Below are 210 nucleotides of genomic sequence, written 5' to 3'. Positions count from 1 at the left end.
CGTGCCCGTATCCTTCGGCAGCCCTGCCGATGCGCAGGCGCACGGCATCGGGATGATCTTTCAGGAGCTCAATCTATTCGCAAACATGTCGGTTGCCGAGAACATCTTCGCCAGGCGCGAAATCACGCGCGGCATTCTTGGCATCGATCACAAGGCGCAGGTGCAAAAGGCCAATGCGTTTTTGAAGCGTCTGGATGCCGGCATCGAGGC

General features: G+C 58.6%; 1 pseudogene. It reads left to right on the top strand.

What is annotated here, in order from left to right:
• Positions 1-210 (top strand): annotated as a pseudogene (locus AF337_RS35050) (sugar ABC transporter ATP-binding protein); the annotation flags it as partial.

This window comes from Rhizobium ecuadorense, from assembly GCF_001187535.1.
GTDB lineage: Bacteria > Pseudomonadota > Alphaproteobacteria > Rhizobiales > Rhizobiaceae > Rhizobium > Rhizobium ecuadorense.
This window is presented reverse-complemented; position numbering and strand designations above follow the sequence as displayed.